Annotated in this window: 20 protein-coding genes; 16 read left to right on the top strand and 4 right to left on the bottom strand. The window is 52.5% G+C overall.

Annotation, left to right across the window (positions count from 1 at the left end; translation table 11 throughout):
* Nucleotides 1-72 precede the first annotated feature (72 nt).
* The 5 genes from AAE514_RS13230 (at nt 73) to AAE514_RS13210 (ending at nt 5,505) form a co-directional block, all read left to right on the top strand.
* Entirely contained in the window at nt 73-387 is a 315-nt protein-coding gene (locus AAE514_RS13230; protein ID WP_347332028.1) for a PepSY domain-containing protein, read from the top strand.
* Nucleotides 388-409: 22 nt separating this feature from the next.
* Nucleotides 410-1,108, top strand: coding sequence for a response regulator transcription factor (locus AAE514_RS13225; protein ID WP_347332027.1), 699 nt, complete (start codon nt 410-412; stop codon nt 1,106-1,108).
* The gene (locus AAE514_RS13220) at nt 1,105-2,499 is read left to right on the top strand and encodes an ATP-binding protein (protein ID WP_347332026.1); all 1,395 of its coding nucleotides are present in this window, start codon (nt 1,105-1,107) and stop codon (nt 2,497-2,499) included. Before AAE514_RS13225 ends, AAE514_RS13220 begins: the two co-directional genes overlap by 4 nt.
* Before the next feature lie 190 nt (nt 2,500-2,689).
* Nucleotides 2,690-3,640 carry a DegV family protein gene (locus tag AAE514_RS13215; protein ID WP_347332025.1) on the top strand — a complete coding sequence of 317 codons (951 nt, stop codon included), beginning with the start codon at nt 2,690-2,692 and terminating at the stop codon, nt 3,638-3,640.
* Between the two features lie 179 nt (nt 3,641-3,819).
* On the top strand, nt 3,820-5,505 hold the full coding sequence (locus tag AAE514_RS13210) for a cation:proton antiporter (RefSeq protein WP_347332024.1): 1,686 nt from the start codon (nt 3,820-3,822) through the stop codon (nt 5,503-5,505).
* A gap of 328 nt (nt 5,506-5,833) precedes the next feature.
* Here the strand turns inward: AAE514_RS13210 and AAE514_RS13205 are convergent, their stop codons facing one another.
* Nucleotides 5,834-6,790 carry a calcium/sodium antiporter gene (locus tag AAE514_RS13205; RefSeq protein WP_347332023.1) on the bottom strand — a complete coding sequence of 319 codons (957 nt, stop codon included), beginning with the start codon at nt 6,788-6,790 and terminating at the stop codon, nt 5,834-5,836.
* 43 nt (nt 6,791-6,833) lie between these two features.
* Nucleotides 6,834-7,892, bottom strand: a complete 1,059-nt coding sequence (gene galE / locus AAE514_RS13200; RefSeq protein WP_347332022.1) for a UDP-glucose 4-epimerase GalE — start codon at nt 7,890-7,892, stop codon at nt 6,834-6,836.
* 430 nt (nt 7,893-8,322) lie between these two features.
* Here galE and AAE514_RS13195 point away from each other — a divergent pair, with 430 nt between their 5' ends.
* The 7 genes from AAE514_RS13195 (at nt 8,323) to AAE514_RS13165 (ending at nt 18,124) form a co-directional block, all read left to right on the top strand.
* On the top strand, nt 8,323-10,245 hold the full coding sequence (locus AAE514_RS13195; protein WP_347332021.1) for a PrkA family serine protein kinase: 1,923 nt from the start codon (nt 8,323-8,325) through the stop codon (nt 10,243-10,245).
* Nucleotides 10,246-10,302: 57 nt separating this feature from the next.
* Nucleotides 10,303-11,592, top strand: coding sequence for a YeaH/YhbH family protein (locus tag AAE514_RS13190; protein ID WP_347332020.1), 1,290 nt, complete (start codon nt 10,303-10,305; stop codon nt 11,590-11,592).
* A 3-nt stretch (nt 11,593-11,595) separates the two neighbouring features.
* A complete protein-coding gene (locus AAE514_RS13185; RefSeq protein ID WP_347332019.1) occupies nt 11,596-13,104 on the top strand; it encodes a SpoVR family protein in 1,509 nt (502 codons plus the stop codon).
* Between the two features lie 399 nt (nt 13,105-13,503).
* On the top strand, nt 13,504-14,412 hold the full coding sequence (locus AAE514_RS13180; RefSeq protein ID WP_347332018.1) for a HamA C-terminal domain-containing protein: 909 nt from the start codon (nt 13,504-13,506) through the stop codon (nt 14,410-14,412).
* Nucleotides 14,409-16,946 carry a DEAD/DEAH box helicase gene (locus AAE514_RS13175; RefSeq protein WP_347332017.1) on the top strand — a complete coding sequence of 846 codons (2,538 nt, stop codon included), beginning with the start codon at nt 14,409-14,411 and terminating at the stop codon, nt 16,944-16,946. Before AAE514_RS13180 ends, AAE514_RS13175 begins: the two co-directional genes overlap by 4 nt.
* 24 nt (nt 16,947-16,970) lie before the next feature.
* Entirely contained in the window at nt 16,971-17,804 is an 834-nt protein-coding gene (locus AAE514_RS13170) for a hypothetical protein (protein WP_347332016.1), read from the top strand.
* Nucleotides 17,805-17,944: 140 nt separating this feature from the next.
* Entirely contained in the window at nt 17,945-18,124 is a 180-nt protein-coding gene (locus tag AAE514_RS13165; protein WP_347332015.1) for an AAA family ATPase, read from the top strand.
* A 9-nt stretch (nt 18,125-18,133) separates the two neighbouring features.
* Here the strand turns inward: AAE514_RS13165 and AAE514_RS13160 are convergent, their stop codons facing one another.
* A complete protein-coding gene (locus tag AAE514_RS13160; RefSeq protein WP_347332014.1) occupies nt 18,134-19,000 on the bottom strand; it encodes an IS3 family transposase in 867 nt (288 codons plus the stop codon).
* A complete protein-coding gene (locus AAE514_RS13155; RefSeq protein WP_347332013.1) occupies nt 18,997-19,305 on the bottom strand; it encodes a transposase in 309 nt (102 codons plus the stop codon). The genes AAE514_RS13160 and AAE514_RS13155 overlap by 4 nt, the downstream gene beginning before the upstream one ends.
* 52 nt (nt 19,306-19,357) lie before the next feature.
* Between AAE514_RS13155 and AAE514_RS13150 the strand changes: the two genes are divergently transcribed.
* The 4 genes from AAE514_RS13150 (at nt 19,358) to AAE514_RS13135 (ending at nt 22,820) form a co-directional block, all read left to right on the top strand.
* A complete protein-coding gene (locus tag AAE514_RS13150; protein WP_347332012.1) occupies nt 19,358-20,728 on the top strand; it encodes an ATP-dependent nuclease in 1,371 nt (456 codons plus the stop codon).
* A 90-nt stretch (nt 20,729-20,818) separates the two neighbouring features.
* Nucleotides 20,819-21,142, top strand: a complete 324-nt coding sequence (locus tag AAE514_RS13145; RefSeq protein WP_347332011.1) for a hypothetical protein — start codon at nt 20,819-20,821, stop codon at nt 21,140-21,142.
* Complete coding sequence (locus AAE514_RS13140; protein WP_347332010.1) at nt 21,139-22,221, top strand: UvrD-helicase domain-containing protein; 1,083 nt, start codon at nt 21,139-21,141, stop codon at nt 22,219-22,221. Before AAE514_RS13145 ends, AAE514_RS13140 begins: the two co-directional genes overlap by 4 nt.
* On the top strand, nt 22,221-22,820 hold the full coding sequence (locus tag AAE514_RS13135) for a 3'-5' exonuclease (protein WP_347332009.1): 600 nt from the start codon (nt 22,221-22,223) through the stop codon (nt 22,818-22,820). The genes AAE514_RS13140 and AAE514_RS13135 overlap by 1 nt, the downstream gene beginning before the upstream one ends.
* Nucleotides 22,821-23,858: the final 1,038 nt, after the last annotated feature.

Genomic DNA, 23,858 nt, shown 5'->3' with positions numbered 1-23,858 from the left:
CCCGTTGGCGCCTGACAACCCGGGGCGCGACGGGGTAAGCTACTCGGGTCGCCGTCATGAGACTCCCGAATTATGAAACACCTCCGAGCCATTACTGTTCGCCTAGCGCTCGCCCTGTCACTGGCCTGGACGTTGGGCCTGCCCGTGCCTCTGCCCGGGCTGCCCGGCCCGGTAGCCGCCGCCCAGGCACAGCAAGCCGAGGCCCGGCTTTCCCCCGCCCAGGCCGCGGCGCTGGTGCGGAAAAAGGTAGGCGGCAAGGTGCTGAAGGTCAGCACGCTGGAGCGTGGCGGCCGGGTCATTTACCGAGTCAAAATTCTGCAAGAAAGTGGCCGAATCCGCACCATCAGCGTGGACGGTCAGAGCGGAAAAGTGCTGAAACAGCAATAGCCATTCAAACGGGAGGCGAACCATGCGCCTATTGGTAGTGGAAGACGACACGGCACTGCGCACCCAGATTCAACAGCAACTTCAGGCCGAAGGCCACGCCGTGGACTTGGCGCCGGACGGCCGGGAAGGCCTGTTCCTCGGGCGCGAGCACCCCTACGACCTGGCGATTATTGACCTGGGGCTGCCGGACCTGGACGGAGTCAAACTGATCCAGACCCTCCGGGCCGAGGCTCGCAACTACCCCATCCTGATTCTGACCGCCCGTAGCGCCTGGCAGGACAAAGTGGAAGGCCTGGAATCCGGCGCCGATGACTACCTCACCAAACCCTTCCACGCCGAGGAGCTTCGGGCCCGCATCAACGCCCTGCTCCGCCGCGCCAGTGGCCACGCCCGCAGCGTGATTGAAGGTGGCCCGCTGGCCATCGACACCACCGCCAAGCGCGTCACGCTCAATGGTGAACCGGTGGAGCTGACCGGCTACGAATACCAGGCCCTCACCTACTTGGCCCTGCACAGCGGGGAGGTCGTCTCCAAAACCCAGTTGACCGAGCACCTGTACGACCAGGACTTCGATCGGGACAGCAACGTCATTGAAGTGTTTATCGGGCGGCTGCGCCGCAAACTGGACCCGGACGGCCGCCTCAAACTGATTACCACCCAACGGGGGCTGGGGTATTTGTTCACCATGCCCCGAGCGGCCGAGGAGCCAAGCCACCGGTGAGTCAGCGCCCACTGTCGCTCAACAGCCGCTTATTGCTGGCCTCCCTTGTGTTGCTGCCCCTCTTCCTGGGGCTCACGGGGCTGGTGCTGGACCGCGCCTTTGAACAAAGCCTGACCACCGCCCTGCGCCAGCGCCTGCAAAGCCAGGTGTACCTGCTGTTTAGCGTCGCGGAGCTGGAAGGCACCGGCGAGTCGGCGGAGCTGACCCTGCCACCGGCGCTGCTGGAGCCCGAGTTCGAGCGGCTCAACTCCGGCCTTTACGGTTACCTGATGACCGCCGCGGGGGACATTATCTGGCGCTCCAACTCCGCTCAGCTACACCCGTCACCGCCCCCCACCGATGCGCCCTTCCCCTCGCCGGGGGAGCTGCTCCTCGATACGGTTTCCCTGAATGAGGAGCCATTCTGGCGCGGGCGCTACGCCGTTATTTGGGAGGATGAACTCGGAGGCGAGCACCGCTACCAGCTGATGCTGCTGCGGGACAAAGCCCCCTACCGGGCGGAACTGGCCAGCTACCGCCGCCAACTCTGGCGCTGGCTGGGCGCGGCCGCCCTGGTGCTGGTGCTGGCCCAAACCCTGATTCTGCGCTGGGGGCTTCGGCCTCTGGGGCGCTTGGCCCGAGCGCTGCAAGCCATGCGCGAGCACTCCACTCCCCGCCTGGAAGGCCACTACCCCCAGGAACTGCAACCGGTGGTGGACAACCTCAACCGGGTACTGGAGCGGGAAACCGGCCTGCGCCAACGTTATCGGGACAGCTTGAGCAACCTGGCCCACAGCCTGAAAACCCCGCTGAGCGTGTTGCGCAGCTTGGTGGAGCGAGAAAAACCGGCAAAGGGGGAAAAGCAGGCATCGCCCGAGGCGGAAACCGACCGACTGTTGGCCGAACAGGTCGAGCGCATGGACCAGGTGGTGAACTACCAGCTGCGCCGGGCCGTGTCCGAGCAGCAACAAGGGCTGGGGCGGCAATGCTTCATTCGCCCCGCCGCCGAGCGCCTGTGCCGCACACTGGAAAAAGTCTACCGGGACCGGCCGCCACGCTTTCACCTCCAGGTACCGGAGCAGGCCCGCTTTCCCGGGGATGAGCAGGACCTACTGGAATTACTGGGCAACCTGCTCGATAACGCCTGTAAATACGGCAACGGCGAGGTCGCTCTCACCGCCGAGCAGACCCCAACTGCCCTGCGCCTCTCGGTGGAAGACAATGGCTCGGGTATCCCCGCCGAGGAGCGGACTCAGGTGCTGCAACGGGGCCGTCGGCTGGACACCCTCAAGCCCGGGCAAGGCATCGGCCTGTCCGTGGCCGTGGACATCGCCACCAGCTATGGAGGCCAGCTGACGCTGGACCAGACACTCTCCGGCGGGCTGGCCGTGCGCCTTACTTTTCCTATCTAAAACGGTGGCGTTGCCGCGCTTGCGCACCAAAGCCGCAAGCCCTACTGCCGACAAAGCCCCACTCTGTAAGCCAATGCTCACAAACCGCAACGGCGTCGCCTTACACCACATAGAGGCGATCCCCTCTCCCCACCAAAGGTGACAGACCTCACACTATCCGGGCTCACATCATAAAAACCGGAGAACCGCTATGAGCGCGCGCACCTGCATCGCCGTGGACTCCACCTGTGACCTGCCAGCCCAGTTCATCAGGGAGCACAACATTGAAGTACTGCCCATTTACATAAAGCACGCCGACGGCCACCACCTGGACGTCCGCAACCCGAAAAGCACGCTGCTGTTTTACCGGAATCACACCCGGGCAAAGTACGGGCGGGCCCAGTCCGAGCCCCTGTCGGTGGAGGACATCACTCAGCTACTCACCCACAAGCTGTTACCTCACTACGACCTAGTGCAAATAATCACCATCAACAGCAAAAAAAGTGACGTGTTCAAGCGCGTCTCCGAAGCCGCCCTGGTCAACGAACCCAAATTCCGCGCCATCAGCGAAGGCCAGACCGGCCGTCCCCCCTTTCGGGTTCGCCCGTATGACAGCATGACCATGTTCACCGGCCACGCGCTGCTGGTGTATGAGCTGGTCAAACGCCTACAAGACGACCACCTCCCCCTCAGCCGCGCCCTGCGGGAAATCGACCAGATGCGGGAGCAGGTCTATGGCTACATCATCCCCCATGACCTGGCCTACATGCGCGAACGCCGCCATATGCGCAAAGCCGACCACAAAATTTCCTGGCTAAATTTCCAACTGGCCAGCCTCCTCAACCGCCGCCCGGTGATTCAGTTGCACAAGGGCGACACCCAAAAAATGGCCACGGGCAAGGGTTTTTGGGGCAGCCTGGAGGTGTTGTTCGACCATGTGCGCCGGCAAATGGCACAGGGGCTGACCAGTAAGGTGATTACCATGAGCTACGGCGGCGCCTTGGATGAAATCAAGGAGCACCCGCTTCTGGTGAAGTTCCGGCAGGATTGCCAGCAGGCGGGCGTGAAGACGATGCTGTCGATGATGAGCATGGCCGGCACCGTCAACGTCGGCCCGGGTGCCTTCGCACTGGCCTTCGCCACTGACAAAGACCTAGTTTAACCCCCCTATCCCTTCAAAGTCGCGCGGAACTACGGGGCTGCGTAGGTCACGGTAAGCGAAGCGCACCTGCCGTTTTGGACCTTTATTGCCTCCACCAGCCCGACTGTGGCAACTTAGCGAACACGTCTAAGGTATCCACACCCGTTCCCAGCACCGAAACCCGCAACGGAGGATAACAGTTGGTCGAGCTCATCACCCACTCATCGTTCACCGAGATCGCGGCCCTGTTGGTGTTGGCGTCGGCTATCGGTTTTATTGGCATATTGCTCCGCCAGCCGCTGATTGTCAGCTTTCTTGCCGTCGGTTTGATTGCGGGGCCTTCGGGGCTGGACATTGTGCACTCGGAGGAGAAAATCCGCCTGCTTTCCGAGCTTGGCATCGCGGTGCTGCTGTTTCTGGTGGGTATCAAACTGGATGTGAAGTTGATTCGCTCCATAGGGGGCGTGTCGGTGCTGACCGGGTTGGGGCAAGTTTTCTTCACCGCCAGCCTCGGTTATGGCATCGGGCTACTGATCGGCCTGAGCCCACTGACCAGCCTTTACGTGGCGGTGGCGCTAACCTTCTCCTCCACCATCATCATCGTAAAACTACTTTCGGATAAGCGGGAAATTGACGCCCTTCACGGCCAGATCGCGCTCGGCTTTCTGATCGTGCAGGACTTGGTAGTGGTACTGGCGATGATCGTTCTCGCCACCATCGGCATCGGTGCCGAGCACGGCGGTGAGCAGGGCAATTCCATTGCTCAGGTGGCGCTCTCGGGCGTGGGTTTGCTGCTGTTTGTGGTGGTGTTCGTGCGCTATATTGCCACGCCCCTCACCGAGTTCTTGGCCAGGGCGCCGGAGTTGTTGGTGATCTACGCCATCGCCCAGGCCACGCTATTTGCGGCCGTGGGGGAGATAATCGGTTTGGGCATGGAAGTCGGCGGGCTTCTGGCGGGCGTGGCCCTTGCCTCCACCCATTATCGCGAAAGCATCGCCGCCCGGCTGGCCCCATTGCGGGACTTTCTGCTGCTGTTTTTCTTTATCGCTCTGGGGGCCTCCCTGGACCTCTCCCTGCTGAGCTACCACGTACCCGGCGCCCTGGTCTTTTCCGTGTTTGTCCTGCTGGGCAACCCGCTGATCGTGATGGTCATTATGGGAACCATGGGCTACCGAAAGCGTACCGGGTTTCTGGCGGGGCTAACCGTTGCGCAAATCAGCGAGTTCTCCCTTATTTTTGTCGCCATGGGGGTCAGCCTCGGGCACCTGCAGCAAGACGTTCTGGGGCTGGTGACGCTGGTGAGCATCGTCACCATCGCCATGTCCACCTACATGATCACCTACTCCCACCAGCTGTACGCGCTGTTCGAGCCAGTCCTGGGCGTCTTTGAAAGAAAAAGCGCCACCCGCGAGCCGGAGGCAACCGACCCCCACGGGCGCTACGATGTCATCATCTTCGGTCTCGGCCGCCTGGGCACCGGCATCGCCATGCGCCTTCGGGATAAAGGCGTGCGCGTTCTGGGGCTGGACTTTAACCCCGCCGCCATTAAGTATTGGCAATCGCTGGGTCTACCCACGGCCTACGGCGACGTGACCGATGCCGAGCTGATTGCGGAGCTTCCGCTTCTACATGCCTCCTGGGTCGTCTCCGCCATCCCCCAATACCACTCGGGCCTGACCGTCGGCGACACACGAAAAACCATTATTCAGCTCATCCACGCCTCCCACTTCACGGGAAAGCTGGCGACCGTTTCCCAAAACCGCCGGGAAACCGAAGAACTGAAAGCCGCGGGGGTAGACTTGGTGCTGGAACCGTTTGAGGATGCGGCCGAGCGGGCGGCGGAGCTGTTGGTTGAGGGGGCCTCCTTCGACTCAACCCGCGCTTAAGCGTGCCGCCCCCAAATGTCAGGTGCGCTTCGCTCCGATGCGTCGGACCGACCGTGACCTACGCACTCTCTCAAAACAACGTTCGGTTGGCACTGAGGTCTGGAGCGGGGTAGACCCTTCACAGACTCTCTGAGGCATGGATGCCGATGAGAAGACTCCAGGGATGGATTCACGTCGGGTCTGTGAAGGGTCTACCCCGCTTCAGACCGGACGTGAATTCAGGCAAAATTTTGGTTAAGTGCCGCCCCACCAAAAATGTCAGGTGCGCTTCGCTTACCATGACCTACGCCAGTTGCAAGTGCGCGCCATTAAAAGGAGTGGAGAGGGGTTACACCGCCATAAATGCGACATAGGTGACGTAACCCGTCAGTAACAGCGCTGCTTCAATTCGGTTCAAGCGCTTGCCACTGAGCAGAAATACCACCAGCGCCAAGGCCGCGGCCAGCATTACCCACTGATCCACCGCCAACAAACGGCCCGCCAGGGATAAGGGTTGAATCAGCGAGGACACCCCGAGAATACCCAGGATATTAAAAATATTACTCCCCACGATATTCCCCACCGCCACATCCGCCTGGCGGCGCAAGACCGCAATCAGCGACACCGCCAGCTCCGGCAAAGAGGTGCCCACCGCTACCAGCGTCAGACCGATCAGCGTTTCCGGGATGCCCAGCGCCTCGCCTATGCCCACCGCGCCGGTCAGGAAGGCCCGGGCGCCGGCAATCAGCAGCGCCAACCCACCCACGGCCAGCGCGACCGACAGCCACAGGCTGGTGGGGCGCTTTTCCACCAAATCCGCCTCGGCCTGATGCAACGCCACATCGGCCGCCCCCGGATCGACCCGCTCGGTCCGGTAGGACCAAATCAAATACGCTGCCAGAGCCACCAGGAACATGATGCCGTCCAGGCGGTTCAGGGAGCCATCGCGGAAGAGCAACAGGCAGAAAATGGTGGCGCCGATCATCGCCAGGCCGTCCCGCTTTAGGGCGTTGGGGTGGGCCAGCAGGGGCAAAATCAGCCCGCAAATCCCCAGAATGAGTAGGATATTGGCGATATTACTGCCGATAACGTTGCCCAGCGCAATGTCCGGGCTCGCGCCGAGCGCCGCCTGGAGCGAGACCACCAGCTCCGGCGCCGAGGTGCCGAAGCCCACAATCACCAGCCCCGCCAGCAGCGGGGATACCCCCCAACGCTTGGCCAGGGCCAAAGCGCCTCGGACCAAGCTGTCCCCACCAAAGGTCAGCAGGCCGAGGCCGAGCAGAAGCCACACCACATTCATCAACATAATCGCCTTACCGTCGCGTTAAAAAAGTGCGGCACTAAAAGAATCAATAACCGTCCGGGTTCTGGGACTGCCAGCGCCAGGCATCCACCATCATGCGCTCCAGCCCGAACTGCGCCTCCCAGCCCAGCTCCTGGCGGGCCAGGTCCGCATTGGCGTAGCAGTTGGCGATGTCCCCCGGGCGGCGCGGTGCGATTTGGTAGGGAATGTCCCGCCCGCTGGCTTTTTCAAAGGCTTTCACCATCTGCAGCACGGAGTAGCCCTGGCCCGTGCCCAGGTTGTAGGCCCGGCAGCCGGGGCCGGTGCTATCCAACGCTTCCAGCGCCGCCACATGGCCCTTGGCCAGGTCCACCACGTGGATGTAGTCCCGCACGCCCGTGCCATCGACCGTGTCGTAATCATCCCCAAAGACGCTCAGGCGCTCGAGCTTGCCGATGGCCACCTGGGCGATATAAGGGAGCAGGTTGTTGGGAATGCCCGACGGGTCTTCGCCGATCAAGCCGCTTTCATGGGCGCCTACCGGGTTGAAGTAGCGCAGCAGAGTGATGTTCCAGGCACTGTTTTGGTGCTCCTTGGGGGCCGCCGCCAGGTCCCGCAGGATTTCTTCGATAATCAGCTTACTGCGGCCATAGGGGTTGGTGGCGCTGGTGGGGAAGCGCTCGTCAATCGGCACCGTGGCCGGGTCGCCGTAGACGGTGGCGGAGGAGCTGAAAATCAGGTTTCCCTGACTGAATTCCGCCATAACTTCACAAAGCGTCAATGTTCCGCCGAGGTTTTCCCGGTAGTACTTGAGCGGAATCTGACTGGACTCGCCCACGGCCTTCAGGCCGGCGAAGTGCATTACCGCCTTAAAGTCGTGCTTTTTAAACACCTCCGTGAGCCCCTCGCGGTCGTTCAGGTCCAGCTCGTAGAAGTCCGGTTCCAGCTCACAAATGCGTGCCACGCGGCGCACCGCTTCGCGCTTGCTGTTGCTGAGGTTATCCACCACCACCGGGCGGTAGCCGGCGTTAACCAGCTCGACGCAAACATGGCTGCCGATGTAGCCGGCACCGCCGGTGACCAGAACCTCCGGGCGGGTACTGCTGCTCGCTGAGGGTGAGTGCATACTTAGTCCTTCTTCCGTTCCGTTGCCAAACACACCGGAGTTAAGGGGTATCCCCCACCCCGGAAACCGACCCGCATTATGGCATATTCCCATGCTCCGGATAGGGCTCGTGCGCCCCGCTTCGGAACCACCGCTGGGGGCCAGGCTCGGGAACAATGTTCGAGCCTCGGGTTCGAATAATTTCAGTCACATGACTCGTAATTGGAACAACCGTTCAACGCTTTTTTGGCCAGCCCGGCACGGGTGCAAACTTGCACGGAATTCATGTCCCCAACCTTGGCATTAAACTTTCATAGAAATTAAGCAAGAAAGGATAATTCTGCCTATAAAGATACAACGAGATGGCCGTTTAGCGGCTATGCTTATTCAGTGAAAGCTTTTAGCGACTGGCTTTGAATACAAGGCCGCTCAAAAGTGCAGGAGTGAATCAATGACCATTTTCAATCACTACCGCGAGCGCTATGTCTCGACGCAACAGGAAGAGTTGAGCATTCAGGAGTACCTGGACCTGTGTAAAACCGACCGGAGCGTCTACGCCACCGCCGCCGAGCGCATGCTCATGGCCATTGGCGAGCCGGAACTGGTGGACACCTCCCTGGACCCGCGCTTAAGCCGCATCTTTTCCAACAAAATCATTAAACGCTATGAGGCGTTCGACGAATTCTACGGCATGGAGGAGTGCATCGAGCAGATCGTCTCCTTCTTCAAGCACGCCGCTCAAGGGCTGGAAGAGAAGAAGCAGGTGCTCTACCTCCTCGGCCCCGTGGGCGGGGGCAAGTCCTCCCTGGCGGAGAAACTCAAGGCCCTGATGCAGCATATGCCCATTTACTGCATCAAGGGCTCCCCGGTGTTTGAATCCCCCCTGGGCCTGTTCGACCCCAATGAAGACGGGCAAATTCTGGAGGAAGACTACGGCATTCCCCAGCGTTACCTGAAAACCATCATGTCCCCCTGGGCGGTGAAACGCCTGCACGAGTTCGAGGGCGACATCAGCCAGTTTAAGGTCGTGAAAGTCTACCCCTCCATTCTGGACCAGATTGCCATCTCCAAAACCGAACCGGGGGATGAAAACAACCAGGACATTTCCTCCCTGGTGGGCAAGGTGGACATCCGCAAGCTGGAGGACTACCCCCAGAACGACCCGGACGCCTACAGCTTCTCCGGCGGCCTGTGCCGGGCCAACCAGGGCCTGATGGAATTCGTGGAGATGTTCAAGGCCCCCATTAAGGTACTGCACCCGCTGCTCACCGCCACCCAGGAGGGCAACTACAACAGTACCGAAGGTTTGAGCGCCATTCCCTTTGAGGGCGTTATCCTCGCCCACTCCAACGAGTCCGAGTGGCAGGCGTTCAAAAACAACAAGAACAACGAAGCCTTCCTGGACCGGGTTTACATCGTAAAGGTGCCCTACTGCCTGCGCGTATCCGAGGAAGTGAAAATTTACGAGAAACTGCTGGAGAACAGCTCCCTGGCCAGCGCCCCCTGCGCGCCGGACACTCTGCGGATGCTGGCCAAGTTTATTGTGCTCTCCCGCCTGAAGGAGCCGGAGAACTCCAACATCTACTCCAAGATGCGCGTCTATGATGGCGAGAGCCTCAAAGACACCGACCCCAAGGCCAAGTCGATTCAGGAATACCGGGACTCCGCCGGCGTGGACGAGGGCATGAACGGGCTCTCCACCCGCTTTGCGTTCAAGATTTTGTCCAAAGTATTCAACTTTGACGCGACCGAAGTCTCCGCCAACCCGGTACACCTGCTGTACGTGCTGGAGCAGCAAATCGAGCGCGAGCAGTTCGCGCCGGAGGTGCGCGAGCGCTACCTTGGGTTTATCAAGGAATACCTGGCCCCGCGCTACGTGGACTATATCGGCAAGGAAATCCAGACCGCGTACCTGGAATCCTACACCGAGTACGGCCAGAACATTTTCGACCGCTACGTCACCTTTGCCGACTTCTGGATTCAGGACCAAGAGTACCGCGACCCGGACACCGGCGAAATTCTGGACCGCGCCTCGCTCAACCAGGAGCTGGAAAAAATCGAGAAGCCGGCCGGTATCAGCAACCCGAAGGACTTCCGCAACGAAATCGTCAACTTCGTGCTGCGCGCCCGCGCCAACAACCAGGGCCGCAACCCGGCGTGGAACAGCTACGAGAAACTGCGCTCGGTGATCGAACAGAAAATGTTCTCCAACACCGAGGACCTGTTGCCGGTTATATCCTTCAACGCCAAGGCCTCCGCTTCCGACCAGAAAAAACACCAGGACTTTGTGGCGCGCATGATCGAGCGCGGCTATACGGAAAAGCAGGTTCGGCTGCTGTCCGAGTGGTACCTGCGGGTCCGCAAATCCCAGTAACGCCCCGGCGGGCGTTACTGCCGGCACTGCCGGTGTTTTATTCTACGAGGTATGCGTATGAGTCATATTGTCGACCGTCGCCTGAACGCCAAAAACAAAAGCGCTGTGAACCGGCAGCGCTTTTTGCGCCGCTACCGGGAGCACATCAAAAAAGCCGTTTCCGGGGCGGTCAGCAAGCGTTCCATCACCGACATTGAACAAGGTGAAAAAATCAGCATCCCCTCCCGGGACCTGAACGAGCCGGTGTTCCACCACGGCCAGGGCGGCCACCGGGAGAACGTACTGCCCGGCAACAAAGAGTTCACCAGTGGTGACAAAATCCAACGCCCACCCGGCGGCGAGGGCGGTGGCAGCGGAGGTTCCGGCGCCAGCGACTCCGGCGAGGGGGAAGATGATTTTGTTTTCCAGATTTCCCAAAGCGAGTTTCTGGACTTCATGTTCGATGACCTCGCCCTGCCCAACCTGGTCAAACGCCAGCTGGTGGGGGATGAGGACTTCCAACGCCACCGGGCCGGCATCAGCAACGAGGGCAACCCCGGGCAACTGAACGTGGTGCGCTCCATGCGCTCTGCCCACGCCCGGCGCATCGCCCTCACCGCCAAGAAGCGGCGCAAGCTCAAGGAACTGAAAGCCCAGCTGGAAGAGGAACAGGCCAAGCAGGACATCCTGTACGACGCCCGCAAGGTGAAGGCTCTGGAGGAAGAGATTACCGACCTGGAAGCGCGCATCAAACGCGTGCCCTGGCTGGATACCTTTGACCTGAAGTACAACCTCCATGTCAAACACCCGGTGCCGCGCAGCAAGGCGGTGATGTTCTGCCTGATGGACGTCTCCGGCTCCATGACCCAGGCCACCAAAGACATCGCCAAGCGCTTCTTCATTCTGCTGTACCTGTTTCTACAGCGGAACTACGAGCGCACCGAGGTGGTGTTCATTCGCCACCATACCAGCGCGAAAGAAGTGGACGAAGAGGAGTTCTTCTACTCCCGGGAAACCGGCGGCACCATCGTCTCCAGCGCCCTGAAACTGATGCACAGCATCATGGAAGCGCGCTACCCCACCACCGAGTGGAACATCTACGGCGCCCAGGCCTCCGACGGGGACAACTGGAACGAGGACTCCAGCGTCTGCCACAACGTACTGTGCGACCAGATTTTGCCCATGGTGCAGTACTTCTCCTACATTGAAATTACCCAGCGCGAACATCAGGCGCTGTGGCACGAATACGAAATCGTGAAGGAGCGATTCCCCGAGGTGTTTGCCATGGAACAAATTACCGATGTACAGGACATCTTCCCGGTGTTCCGTGAATTGTTCCATAAAGAAACGCACAAACAGGCGGTGTAACCCATGCGAGAACGCACTCCGATTTCCACCGGCGCGGACTGGACCTTTGAGCTGGTCCAAGAGTACGACCGCGCCATCGCCGGGATTGCGCAAGAATTTGGGCTGGACACCTACCCCAACCAAATTGAAGTCATTAGCTCCGAACAGATGATGGACGCCTACTCCGCGGCCGGCATGCCCCTGGGCTACCCACACTGGTCCTACGGCAAGCAATTCCTCTCCGTGGAGAACGCCTACACCCGTGGGCAAATGGGGCTGGCCTATGAGATCGTCATCAACTCCAACCCCTGCATTGCCTACCTGATGGAAGAGAACACCATGACCATGCAGGCGCTGGTGATCGCCCACGCCTGCTACGGTCACAACTCCTTCTTCAAGGGCAACTACCTATTCCGCACCTGGACCGACGCCAGCTCCATTATCGACTACCTGGTGTTTGCCAAAAACTATATCGCCCAGTGCGAGGAGCGCTACGGCATCAGTGAGGTGGAAGCCATCCTCGACTCCTGCCACGCCCTGATGAACTACGGCGTGGACCGCTACAAACGCCCCTCCCCCATTTCCGCCGAGGAGGAACGCTACCGCCAGGAGGAACGGGAAATTCTGCTGCGCAAACAAGTCAATGACCTCTGGCGCACCATCCCCCAAATGCACCCGGAGAGCGAAGAACACCACGCCCCCCAGCGCTACCCGAGCGAGCCGCAGGAAAACCTGCTCTACTTTGTAGAGAAAAACGCCCCCCTGCTGGAACCCTGGCAGCGTGAAGTGGTGCGCATCGTGCGCAAAATCGCCCAGTACTTCTACCCCCAGCGCCAGACCCAGGTGATGAACGAAGGCTGGGCCTGCTTCTGGCACTACACCCTGCTCAATGAAATGTATGACCGGGGCCTGGTGACCGACGCCTTTATGATGGAGTTCCTCCAGTCCCACTCCAGCGTCATCTACCAGCCGCCGTACGACAGCCCCTACTACAGCGGCATCAATCCCTACACCCTGGGGTTCAATATGATGATGGACATCCGCCGCATCTGCGAACACCCCACCGAGGAAGACCGCCATTGGTTCCCGGACATCGCCGGCAGCGACTGGAATGAAACCCTGCACTTCGCCATGCGCAACTTCAAGGATGAGAGCTTCATCCTCCAGTTCCTCTCCCCCAAAATCATTCGGGACCTGAAACTCTTCTCCGTGGTGGACGACGACCAGGAAGCCCACATCGAAGTCAACGCCATCCACGACGAAGAAGGCTACCTGGCCGTACGCCAGTCCCTGGCGGGCCTGTACAACCTGGGCAACCGCGAACCCAACATCCAGGTATACAACGTCAACATCAGGGGTGATCGCTCACTCACTTTGCACCACACCCGCCACTCCAGAAAGCCGCTGGATAACTCCGCCCAGGAAGTGATCCGCCACCTGCACCGGCTGTGGGGGTTTGATGTGCATTTGCATTCAATGGAGGGGGGTAAGATTGCGCAAAGCTTCCACTGCCCGCCGATCCCTAGCGAGTAACAAATGGGCCGCCTAAAGCGGCCCAATTTACCTCCTACAAAGTATTGCCAATTGGTGCCGATTGTGGCAGTTTAGAATCTTGAATGTACAAACGTAGCCATGGTGGCTACCTGCCAAAATGCGTGAGTTGATGAGAGGGAGTTTGTAGTGCGCACCCTTCCTTAGAATTTTCCCGCAAAAACAAATAGTTGCCGTAGCGGCGGAATAATATCACGCACAGCGCGAGATACTAACGCAAACACCGCCGTGCTAGTGCTAGTGCTAGCGTCCGCTTTCGACCCAAAGCGGACATTAAGTGTAAACAGAGCGTTCAAGTCATCGAAAAATTCGGTGCACCTTTTATATAAGTATTGTTGTTATTGGCGAAATCATTTGTTGGCTATTACTGGAAATTGAGGTATGGAATTAAGCATCAAAAGCAAAGAATTTCTAGATAGCTTTGACCATATAAGTTCGAATGTGCTGGATGAGTATGGAAAAAACAAGCTGGATTTGTTTGTACTAAAAATAAACGCAAATGAGTTTGACTATAACTCGTTATCGGATCGTTTAACTGACCCAGTTATAGAATATTCTTTATCAAGAAAGGTACGTGAACGTTATTCGGATCGTCCAGGAACACTGTCTAGGAAAGCCAGAGAAAAGTTTCTTGATTATCTAAAAAATAAGGGTGAACTAGGCGAGCTTCTTTTATATTGCTTCCTCGAAACTCACTTAAACGCTCCTAAAATTCTTTCCAAGTTAGAACTAAAAACATCCACCGGTCATTACGTGAACGGTGCGGACGGTGTGCATTTTTTAAAATTAGAGGGTGGGAAATATCAACTTATTTTTGGTGAATCCAAGACGATTAAATCGCTAACAACGGCATTAAGTGATGCCTTTAAGTCAATTTATGAGTTCAAAAACTGCATTAATGAAAAGGGAGATGCGAAGAGCGGTTTGCCGTACGAGAAATCTCTCGTTAGCGACAACTTGGAGAAAGAGGAATTCTCTGAAGGGGAAATTGATTTTATTCGGTCTGTCATAGTTCCAAAGAGGGATAATGATTTTGAGGTAGATGATGCGTTCGGAATATTTGTTGGCTATGAAATAGCTATAAGCCCAGAAGACAAGCGTCTTCCCAATTCAGAATTTCGCCTTAAAGTTCAAGAGCAGATTAAGTCTGAAATTGAGAAATCTTTTGAACATATAAAAAATAAAATCGAAGATCACGAACTTTCAGGTCACCACTTCTATATATACATACTTCCTTTCACAAGCTTGGAAGATAGCCGCAAAAAAATTCAGAAAGAGATTACGGCATGAGTTTTTTTAATAAACTTTCGACAGAAATATTAGAAGATGAGTATTTTATAGACCTATTCATAAAGGCAGAGATGTTATCTGCGGCAAACTTTTTTGATACAGATAAGGCCATTTTAAGCTCCAAGGAATACGTTGATTTATTGCGCTTTGCAGATATTCTTTCGCGCTCAAAAAACTTCGAAGCACAAAATAAAGCTTATAAAATAGTGAGCCTTTTGATTTATGATTATAAGAGCGACAGTCTCTTTAAGAGGTTTTCCCACTCTATTTTAGTCAAGCTTGGAAACTTCCCAGCAATAAAGTTTTTAGAAGACAATGATCTAGGTTCTGACGACAACTCTATTGAGCTTATCTTTGAGAAAAACGTTAAGGAAATCTATCAGAAGTCTAGCGGCAAAGATTTATTCTTTACCGATGAGCAATATGATATTTTTAGCAATTTAAAAAACAGCAATCATTATAGCTTTTCAGGGCCAACATCGTTAGGTAAGTCTTTTATTATCAAAGAGTTCATAAGATATTTGATAGAAGATAATAATTGCCGTGAAAACATTATTATTCTTGTCCCAACAAGGGCACTGATCAACCAAACCTTATTGCAACTTAAAAAGGAATTCTTTGATCTTGATAATTATAAAATACTTTCTCACCCAACCGTCCCCGAAGCTTTTAGAAAAGAAGAAAAAAAGTTTATTTTTATTTTTACGCCGGAGCGATTAACAGCGTATCTCGCGGAATTTAGCAACCCTAAAATTGGATATTTATTCATTGATGAGGCTCAAAAAGTTACATCTCCAAATGATACAAGAAGCCCATTATATTATCATGCAATTCTACAGGCCGAGAGAAAGAGCATTAAGCTCTATTTTGCGTCCCCCAACATCCCTAATCCAGAAGTGTTTTTGCAACTTTTTGAGAAGAGTACCGAGGAAGCAAAAAGCGTAAAAAGCTCTCCGGTTTCTCAGAATCGATACTTTTTAGATTTTCTTGATAAGCGTTGTTTAATGTTTTCCGATGTATCGGATGAGAAAAATCTAGACCTTAACTTCAATGATGATGATTTTTATACTTGGGTTAAGCGTTTAAGTAAGCGTGATGCCAGTATCATATACTGCAATACAAAGAGCGATACCATTGAATATGCCTTGGATTTCTCAAAGACTTTGCCAGATAAAGAAGATGATCGCATTGATGAGGTTATATCCGTCATTGAGGAGCATCTACATAAAAAATACTTTCTAATTGATTGTCTTAAGAAGGGGGTGGCTTTCCATTTTGGAAGCCTTCCGCAAAGAATAAGAGAAAAGGTCGAGCAGCTATTTTCTGTCCGAGCCATCGATTTTGTATTTTGCACCTCAACATTACTAGAGGGCGTTAATCTTCCAGCTAAAAATATATTCATACTTAATAATGCTATTGGTCGGACCAAATTCACGGATATTGATTTTTGGAATTTGGCCGGACGTGCTGGAAGACTTACGCGAGAGCTTTCAGGAAATATTATATGCACCCGTATTCAGGATAAGAGGAATAGGTGGGAGCACCCAGAGATAGATTTAAGTGTAGTAAAAAATAGAGATATAAAACCTATTGAGCCTTTGCTGATTTCAGGACGAGGAAGTTTTTATAAACACATTGAGGCTTCACTTACGGGGAAAGAATTTACGAGAAAGAATGTTACGGATAGTGAAAGAAACATTTATAACCACTATGCAAACATAGCACTTATCCACGAAATCCGATCAGATGATTCGGCTCTGAGGTCTAATTTTCTAGCAAAAAATGATAATGCAAAAGTAGTTTTGCAAAAGCTTAATAAGGAGATGGTGATACCAGAACAGATTCTTTCATCATATTCAATGATTAAATCTAAATATCAAAATCACATCTACCAATGCAAAGACTTGGCATATAGAACACTGTCATCGGATATCAGTTACGCTTCTATATTAGGAAAGCTCGAACTTTTATGCGATTTTTATTCTTGGGAAACCGAAGAAGTGGGAGGCAGAAATCCACTGCTTCCATCACGAGAAATTTTGAAATATTATGCGGTTTTAATGTCTAGCTGGATGAATTCACAGTCCTTAAGTTGGATGATTAGTGATGCCATAAGATATTATAGAAAGAAGGGGGAGATATGGAGTGGAACAGAATTAGTAATTTTTAACTCTGGCAGCAAAGAACACATCAATATCGTGATCAACAACCTTATATCGGATGTCGATAATATTTTGAGGTTTAAACTTAAGAACTATTTTAGCAATTATTACGATATCTTGGCAGAAAAATTGGGCGACAAAAGCGCTGGTGAAAATTGGGGCGAGTTTCTCGAATATGGAACGAATGACTGGCGTGTAATCGAATTGCAGAATATTGGAATTCCAAGACACTTGGCCAACTTTCTACTTGAAAACCACAGTGAGTTTTTTGTTTTTGAAAATCGGGCATTGTTGGATATAAAAAAAGAAGCACTGATAGATTCAATGGATGAAAACTCTTCTGAATTTAAAGAGTTGTTGGATGTGATTTAATTAGTTTTAAGGTGATCGCTGAAGATGGAAATTGAAACGCTATCTAAAGAAGCTCACACATTCTGGGATAAGAGTATAAATCAAGATGTCTGGGAGTTTGTGAAGAGCAACGCTACAACGAGTGTTATGAGCAGGATAGAGAGTTGTTATCGTCATTTTACGAAAGCGTTGGTTATTAAAGATATTGACCCCGAAATGTCTGCAATACGGCTCATCGCGGCAGAAGAGGAGTTGACGGTTGCAGTTTTTGATATTATTAAGCGTAATGAAGACAGCTTTGTTGAATGCAAACATATTACAAAAAAATTTAGGAATCACTATGTGAAGCAGCTGTTTTCTCCAACCGTGAATAATATAGCTCTTATTATTTATAGTTTTCTTAAAAACGGTATGAGAATAGATGCTAGTGAAGATGCGCCAAGCGTAGATGTTTCTTTTGAACCAATTATCGCCGAAGATAAAGTGCTATTGAGGCTGCATATAGGCGATAGCCATATCGATAACTCTCCTTTTAATATCTTTCTCAGCAAAGGCGATGAGGTGGAGAATGTGGTTGAGTTCTTATACGAAGATTTTAAAGAACTGATAAGAAGTCATGGGTATAGTTCAGTCAAGGAGTTTGCGACACACAGAGTTGATTTCAGAAATAAAATTCTTTATGCGGAAGATGCTATGATTTTCAATGTCGGAGAGCAGGTTGAGAATGTTCTTTCTTCGGTAACGCATACTTTGAATCAAGTTCTTTGGGTCATCGCGCTTTTATTAAGTAACGACGATAGTCCCGCTAAAAAATGGGGCATTTCTGGTCAATTTCTACGATTATATGAACATGTTTTGAAAGAGGCTAAGGTTATATAGATAACCTTAGCCTTGAAACTTTATTGACCTCAATGGTTGAAACAACAGACCCTTTAAGATGTCCGCTATTGGCCCGAGGCAGGCATCTTCCCAAGTCAGAGATCGACCCAACGCGAATGTTGATAACAGGTGGGATAAGGATGAAACTACAGTCGATTCGGATTTCAAATTTTCAAAGCTTCGATTCAAAACCAACAGAACTGGCACTGGAGGATATAACTTATCTGATTGGCCCCAACGGTTCAGGAAAGACTGCTGCACTCCAGGCTTTGTGCCGACTGTTTGCATTTGATCCATCTGGTGTTCCCCACAAAAAGTAGACACCTTACTTATGCAGCAAAAGCTGCCCTCTCTTCAAAATCAACAGGGCTTAACCCGTCGTTTGCAGAATGCCTTCTCTTGCGGTTATAAAAGATCTCAATGTAGCCGAATATACCTGATTTTGCTTCGTCAATCGACTGATAGCATTTGGCGTAAATCAGCTCTACCTTGAGCCGGGCGAAGAAAGACTCCATTACTGCATTGTCCCAACAATTTCCCTTCCTGCTCATACTCCGTGAGATGTTGTGCTTCTCCAGGAAGCTCACGTAGCTGTTAGAGCGATACTGCGTGCCGCGATCAGAGTGAACGATCACCCCCGGCGCCACACCTCGAGCATCAATGGCCATTTGCATCGCCTGTGTAATCAGCAGCTCCGTCATGCTCGTATCCAAGCTCCAGCCAATGATCCTGCGCGAATACAGATCCATCACCGCTGCCAGATAGAGCCACTCTTTTCGAACCCACACGTAGGTGATATCTGTTACCCACTTCTGATTGGGATGGTCCGTCGAGAAGTCTCGCCACAACAGATTGTCGGCTACATTGTGCATCGTTAAGGCGTGGCCACCATAGTTGAAGGCCTTGCCATTGCGGGCCAATATGCCCCGTTCCTGCATGATCTGGGCGATATAGTTGACCGAGCACTTGTGTCCGAGGGCATTCAGCTCCTGGGTGATTCGAGGCGCGCCGTAGGCCGCCTCAAACGCTTCATAAGTATCCTTAACCAGTGATGCTATTTCCTCCTTACGGGTCTCTCGCTTACTTTGTGGAGCATCTCGCCACCGATAGAACCCTGACCGATGCACGCCCAGAACATCGCACATCAAGCAGATGCTGAATTGACCCACGTGGTCTAGTATGAGCGCGTACTTCACTCTTGGTCTTTCGCGAAGTACGCAGAAACCTTTTTTAGGAATTCCATCTCCTCTCTCAGGCGTTTATTCTCCCTTTTGACCTTACGCAGCTCCTCGCTCTCCTGCTTGGAATAATCCACGCCTTCTACTGAGTTGAACTGCTTATCAGATAGGCGGTTGAACTGCCTCTTCCAGTTCGAGATCTGTTGGGCGCTGATACCCAGCTCCTTGGCTACCTGGGTTTGTGTGACGCCTGGCTTTTCAGAGCGCTTTATGGCCTCTTTGCGGAACTCTTCAGTGTAGTGCTGATGTTTTTTACGTGCCATTTTGGACACCTCCATATAGGGCTAATATAACTATACAGGGTGTCTACTTTTCATGGGTAACTTGGCATCGTTACGCCGTATTCAGCGTTCAGACTTCCATGTCCCGCACGATGAGCAACAATCGCCCGAAGAAAGGCAGCTATGGATTGAGGCGGACTTCGTGTTCCCCGAGCTGGAGGATGAAGAAGATAATTCGACAGTTGCTCCCCATTTCAGTCACATGCGCCTTGATGACCCTGACGGAATTCCTAGGGTTCGATATCGCCTAAGTGCCACGATGGGCTTGGATGGGGATATTGATGAGACTTTTGTGTATGTACTTGAAGCTGGACCGGACGGCTCACCTCTAAATCCTCAAATGGTTCCTAGATCAGAACGAAATCACATACAAGTCCACTATCTTCCCGCAAGAAGAGATCCGACTGACCACATCGCGTACGGGACAAACGCACTGCTTGGGCGCCTGCTACGGGCAATTAACTGGGAAAATGAACGAGAGGAGGTCAAAGGGTTCACCGACCAGATTAGTGAGAGTTTGGCTACTAATCCATCGGTCAATGCTTTTAATTTCCACTTGATGAAAACATGGACCACCCTTCATAAAGGTAGCTACTTTACAGATCCCAAGATTACTTTTGTAGCATCTGAGATCGAGGCGTTGCTTCGTCATTTATCCGTATCATTCTCGCCTGGACATGACGAAAATCTTGTCGACTTTTCCCGGCTCAGTGATGGCCAGAAGTCAATGCTCTATCTGTCATTGGTGCTCTCCTCTCAAGCAATTGGGCGTGGCGTCCTCTCCGGCGAGGACGGCTCTTTTGATCCAGAAAAATTGCGTCCGCCAGTCTTTACTTTGATTGCCCTTGAGGAACCGGAGAACAGCCTCTCGCCTCACTATTTGGGGCGGATTGTCAGTGCACTGAACTCTATGACGAGCAACGAGGATGCCCAGGCCCTAATTGCTACGCATGCTCCGTCAATGTTGCGACGTGTCGATCCGGAACATATTCGATATCTTCGACTTACCGAAACCCGGAAATCTAGAATTACGAAAATCCAGTTACCCGCTAAAGCCGATGAAGCGCACAAGTTTGTACGCGAGGCTGTCCAGGCATTCCCTGAGATATACTTCTCACGTTTGGTTGTGTTGGGTGAAGGGGATAGCGAAGAAATTGTACTACCTCGACTTTTCCGGGCAAAGGGTTCACCAGTTGATGAATCAGCGGTCACGATTGCACCGCTTGGAGGTAGACATGTCAACCATTTCTGGCGCCTGCTATCAGGACTAAAAATTCCATATTTGACCCTTCTCGATTTAGATGTGGGCAGATACCAAGCGGGTTGGGGGAGAATACAGTATGTAAATAACCAACTTGGCTTATATGAACCTGAAAAAGCCCTTCCAAATACTTTTTATTTATAAGATTGGAATGATGACAAAGTACCTGTTCGTACCCATCATTTCTTCGAAAACCGCACTAAGAGTGTATTTTCAGAGTTGGAAATGCGAGGCGTGTTTTTTTCATTTCCTATGGATTTAGATTTTTCAATGCTCCTTGCTTTCCCAGGTGCTTACGGTGTTCAGCAGGAAGTTCCGGATGACTCAACGATTAAAGCCGTCTTGGGAAAGAGCCATCATAACTCATCCCAATACAGCGGAGACGAGTTAAATCTTTTCTCTACGTATCACAAGCTTTTTAAGCTGGGTAGTAAGCCCGCCGTGCATATAGTTGCTCTTGCTCAACTTAGCGACGAGGAAATTCTTGAGAACATGCCAGAAGCATTTGGACGAATTGCAGATGCCGTGATCGCCAAACTTGCGGAGCTGCCCGAGTGATTGCTATAGATGCATGGCTGCCTTCGGATGGGCTGACGCTTGAACCCAATGCACTGCGGGCCGCGAAGGAACAAGCGCGCTGTCTTGCTCTGACGGCGGGGCCGGGCGCGGGCAAGACGGAAATGCTTGCACAGAGAGCTGACTTCCTCCTACGAACCGGAACCTGCCGTTATCCGAAGAGAATACTCGCTATCTCTTTTAAAGTTGACGCCGGCAAAAATTTAAAGGAGCGAATCCAGAGACGCTGTGGAAAAGAACTAGCTTCCCGCTTTGATAGCTACACATTTCATGCGTTTGCAAAGCGTATTATTGATCGTTTCCGATTAGTGCTAACTGGTAATGATGCTCTTGATCTAGATTATTCGATTGGCGAAAGAAAAGTCACACGACGGCAAATTACATTTCATGATCTTGTACCCCTAGCAATTCAAATTCTCAAGGCCTCTACTGTCGCAAGAAATGCCGTACGCCAAACTTACAGCGATGTTTTCTTGGATGAATTCCAGGACTGCACGGATCGGCAGTATGAACTCGTGAAGGTAGCTTTCCAAGGTACGAGCATTCGTCTTACCGCTGTCGGTGATAATAAGCAGAAAATCATGGGATGGGCAGGGGCCCTGGACGGTATTTTCCAAACGTTCGCTAGGGACTTTTCAGCGGTTCCACTAAACATGTACCGAAACTTTCGTTCAAAACCAAGACTGCTTCGTATGCAGAATGAGATCATTCGTGTGCTCGATCCGGATTCCGTCATGCCAGATCACCAACTTGCTGGTGAGGAGGGAGAGGTCTTCGCGTGGCAATTCGAGAATGCCCAAGGAGAAGCTGAATACTTGGCCGATTTGATTGCCGGGTGGATAAGAAATGAACAGGTTCCATTATCCGAAATCGCCGTATTAGTGTCCAAGCAACTAGATCTTTACGCCAACCACCTGATGGCGGGACTGGAAGCTAGGGAATACCTTACCGGAATGAACAGAAGATGCAGGATATTACTGTCGAGCCTGCCGCAAGGCTCGTTGTTGATTATTTGTCCTGCCTCTATGGTCAGCGAGAGCCCAACGCATGGATTCGGCTGATGAATCAATTGATTCCCTTCGCCGATGAGGAGGCGCAGTCTAGCGCAAGGAAAAATTTCCAACGCTTCTTCAAGGAACAACGAAAAATCGCCGCCACGGCCGAGCTTTTGGGTGAGCCGTTTTCGGGATGGTGGGATTCTGTGTGTAGTTTTCTGAATAATATAGGACTGGAGACTCTTGTTGCTCTCTCGCCTGACTATGAGTCACATTCCAGGTTAGGTGAAGTTGTGAGAGATACCAAAGCGCGCATTGAAGAATTGCTTGAATTTTCCCCCGATTTGCGCCAAGCCTTGACTCGTTTCTCTGATGATCAGTCTGTGCGTATTCTGACCATCCATAAGAGCAAAGGGTTGGAGTTCGACTCAACGATAATTATGGCTGTTGAGAACGAAATATTCTTTGGGGATCAAGATGCTAATCGGTGTGCTTTCTTTGTTGGTGTATCGCGAGCTAAACGACGCCTAGTACTAACACATGCTATTGAAAGAGATAGGCCAGAAAATCATATTGGTCGTTGGGAGTTACGTCGAACTCCCCAGCAAGAATATTTTAACTATTCTCTTCCTCATGTAAATGGCGTTGATGGGGGAGTTAGGTGATCGAGACAATTTTAATCACTAAAGATCGCTTATGGCCGTGAATCGACCCCGGGTGGAGATGCGTTCTCTTAAAGATAGCTTTTCCCTGTGAACAGTTGTTAGCAGAGATAGAAGTTTATTGTTTTTATCGATGGGGAAATCGACATGCAGTGTGGGAATAATGATCATCGATCCTTGTATTTTATATCCCTGATGTCACCCTGCCAGACAACGCTTTGATTTCTATTAGCAAGGTAAAATGACAACCAGGAAGCTTGATGCCCGCCGATCGTATTTCAATAATTAGAATGTTCCAGGTGCTCCAATCGCTTGACCGCACGGTTAGTTTTGGTTAACTTTCACTAGTACTTGACCGGAGGTAAGAGTCACGGGAAAATCGATTACTATGACTAAACTGTTAGTAAGGGGGCACATGAATAACGAGTTTCGCCATCTACATATGCCAAGTGAACTCGCATGCGAATTCCTAGCCGTTTTCGCGAGGATGGAGTATGCCCTAAAGGCGACACGTTTTGCTGTAGGAGACGGAGGGGCCGTATCTGCCAATTGGGATAGGTTCGCCAATGAAGCTAATAGACATTTTCATGCTGAAGCAAGCGAAGACCTCAGAGGCGCAGTTGAATATCTTTGGATCAACCCACCCCGAAAGCAGGTCCTCACTGAGGACCGCCGAGTCAAGTTTTGTGATTTCTCAATAGACCAAAACCAACGAAAGCTTCAGCAGCTTCTTCTCATGGTCAGATCGGTGCGCAATAATCTATTCCACGGTGGGAAGCATCTACCGGATGGTGAAATGGAGCCTGGCCGCAATGAACAGTTAGTACGTTCATCGTTGGTCATACTTAGATCGTGTGCGCAGCTAGTAGCGGATGTACGAGAGAGCTATGAACGGTAACCTTTCTAATAGTTCGCGTCACTCGGATGCTCCTGTTTCCGTTTTTCTGCATATTAACTGAAAGCTACGGCCAAGCTAACTAGTGCCCGTCCATAAACGAGTAAGCCACTGAAAATACAGGGAAAATATCGATTGGAGGGTTA

This window comes from Marinimicrobium locisalis (genome assembly GCF_039822625.1).
Taxonomy (GTDB): Bacteria; Pseudomonadota; Gammaproteobacteria; order Pseudomonadales; family Cellvibrionaceae; genus Marinimicrobium; species Marinimicrobium locisalis.
This window is presented reverse-complemented; position numbering and strand designations above follow the sequence as displayed.

Excerpts from the sequence above, each read along its gene's own strand:
- AAE514_RS13225 (WP_347332027.1), top strand. The coding sequence starts at position 410 with ATGCGCCTATTGGTAGTGGAAGACGACACGGCACTGCGCACCCAGATT.
- AAE514_RS13175 (WP_347332017.1), top strand. The coding sequence starts at position 14,409 with ATGAGTTTTTTTAATAAACTTTCGACAGAAATATTAGAAGATGAGTAT.
- AAE514_RS13180 (WP_347332018.1), top strand. The coding sequence starts at position 13,504 with ATGGAATTAAGCATCAAAAGCAAAGAATTTCTAGATAGCTTTGACCAT.
- AAE514_RS13150 (WP_347332012.1), top strand. The coding sequence starts at position 19,358 with ATGGGTAACTTGGCATCGTTACGCCGTATTCAGCGTTCAGACTTCCAT.
- AAE514_RS13135 (WP_347332009.1), top strand. The coding sequence starts at position 22,221 with ATGAATCAATTGATTCCCTTCGCCGATGAGGAGGCGCAGTCTAGCGCA.
- AAE514_RS13190 (WP_347332020.1), top strand. The coding sequence starts at position 10,303 with ATGAGTCATATTGTCGACCGTCGCCTGAACGCCAAAAACAAAAGCGCT.
- AAE514_RS13215 (WP_347332025.1), top strand. The coding sequence starts at position 2,690 with ATGAGCGCGCGCACCTGCATCGCCGTGGACTCCACCTGTGACCTGCCA.
- AAE514_RS13185 (WP_347332019.1), top strand. The coding sequence starts at position 11,596 with ATGCGAGAACGCACTCCGATTTCCACCGGCGCGGACTGGACCTTTGAG.
- AAE514_RS13195 (WP_347332021.1), top strand. The coding sequence starts at position 8,323 with ATGACCATTTTCAATCACTACCGCGAGCGCTATGTCTCGACGCAACAG.
- AAE514_RS13165 (WP_347332015.1), top strand. The coding sequence starts at position 17,945 with ATGAAACTACAGTCGATTCGGATTTCAAATTTTCAAAGCTTCGATTCA.
- AAE514_RS13230 (WP_347332028.1), top strand. The coding sequence starts at position 73 with ATGAAACACCTCCGAGCCATTACTGTTCGCCTAGCGCTCGCCCTGTCA.
- AAE514_RS13170 (WP_347332016.1), top strand. The coding sequence starts at position 16,971 with ATGGAAATTGAAACGCTATCTAAAGAAGCTCACACATTCTGGGATAAG.
- galE (WP_347332022.1), bottom strand. The coding sequence starts at position 7,892 with ATGCACTCACCCTCAGCGAGCAGCAGTACCCGCCCGGAGGTTCTGGTC.
- AAE514_RS13155 (WP_347332013.1), bottom strand. The coding sequence starts at position 19,305 with ATGGCACGTAAAAAACATCAGCACTACACTGAAGAGTTCCGCAAAGAG.
- AAE514_RS13205 (WP_347332023.1), bottom strand. The coding sequence starts at position 6,790 with ATGTTGATGAATGTGGTGTGGCTTCTGCTCGGCCTCGGCCTGCTGACC.